General features: G+C 64.1%; 1 protein-coding gene. It reads left to right on the forward strand.

Annotated features, from left to right (window positions below; all coding sequences use genetic code 11):
- Positions 1 to 22 precede the first annotated feature (22 nt).
- The coding region (locus VEC57_20760; GenBank protein ID HYC01575.1) for a HAMP domain-containing protein at positions 23 to 1,266 on the forward strand (1,244 nt) is incomplete at its 3' end.

Here is a 1,266-nt window from a genome sequence, read left to right on the forward strand (position 1 = left end):
CTTGACCGACAACGTGAACGCCATGGCGACAAACCTCACCTCGCAGGTGCGCAACATCGCCGAGGTGACTACCGCGGTGGCGTCGGGCGACCTTTCGAAGAAGATCACCGTCGAGGTGAAGGGCGAGATCCTCGAGCTCAAGAACACCATCAACACGATGGTGGACCAGCTCAACAGCTTCGCGTCCGAGGTCACCCGCGTGGCGCGCGAGGTCGGCACCGAGGGCAAGCTCGGCGGCCAAGCGCAGGTGCGCGGCGTCGCCGGCACCTGGAAGGACCTGACCGACAACGTCAACCTGATGGCCGACAACCTGACCGGCCAGGTGCGGAACATCGCCGAGGTCACCACCGCCGTGGCCAAGGGCGACCTGTCGAAGAAGATCACCGTGCAGGTGCGCGGGGAGATTCTCGAGCTGAAGGACACCATCAACGTCATGGTGGACCAGCTGAACGCCTTCGCCTCCGAGGTGACGCGCGTGGCCAAGGAGGTCGGCACCGACGGCAAGCTGGGCGGCCAGGCGCAGGTGGAGGGCGTCACCGGGGCGTGGAAGGACCTCACCGACAACGTCAATCTGATGGCCGACAACCTCACCGGTCAGGTGCGGAACATCGCCGAGGTCACCACCGCCGTGGCCAACGGCGATCTGTCCAAGAAGATCACCGTCGACGTGAAGGGCGAAATCCTCGAGCTGAAATCGACCATCAACGTCATGGTGGACCAGCTCAACTCGTTCGCCTCGGAAGTGTCGCGCGTGGCGCGCGAGGTCGGCACCGAGGGCAAGCTGGGCGGTCAGGCGAACGTGAAGGGCGTCGGCGGCGCCTGGAAGGATCTCACCGACAACGTGAACTTCATGGCCGCCAACCTTACCGGTCAGGTGCGGAACATCGCCGAGGTGACCACCGCCGTGGCCAACGGCGATCTGTCCAAGAAGATCACCGTCGATGTGAAGGGCGAGATCCTCGAGCTGAAATCGACCATCAACGCCATGGTCGATCAGCTCAACGCCTTCGCCTCGGAAGTGACCCGGGTGGCGCGCGAGGTCGGCACGGAAGGCAAGCTCGGCGGTCAGGCCCAGGTCACTGGCGTGACCGGCACCTGGAAGGACCTCACCGACAACGTCAACCTTATGGCCGACAACCTGACCGGCCAGGTGCGGAACATCGCCGAGGTGACCACCGCCGTGGCCAACGGCGACCTGTCCAAGAAGATCACCGTCGACGTGAAGGGCGAAATCCTCGAACTGAAGTCGACCATCAACACCATGGT

This window comes from Candidatus Limnocylindrales bacterium, from assembly GCA_035626395.1.
GTDB lineage: Bacteria > Desulfobacterota > Binatia > UBA1149 > CAITLU01 > DASPNH01.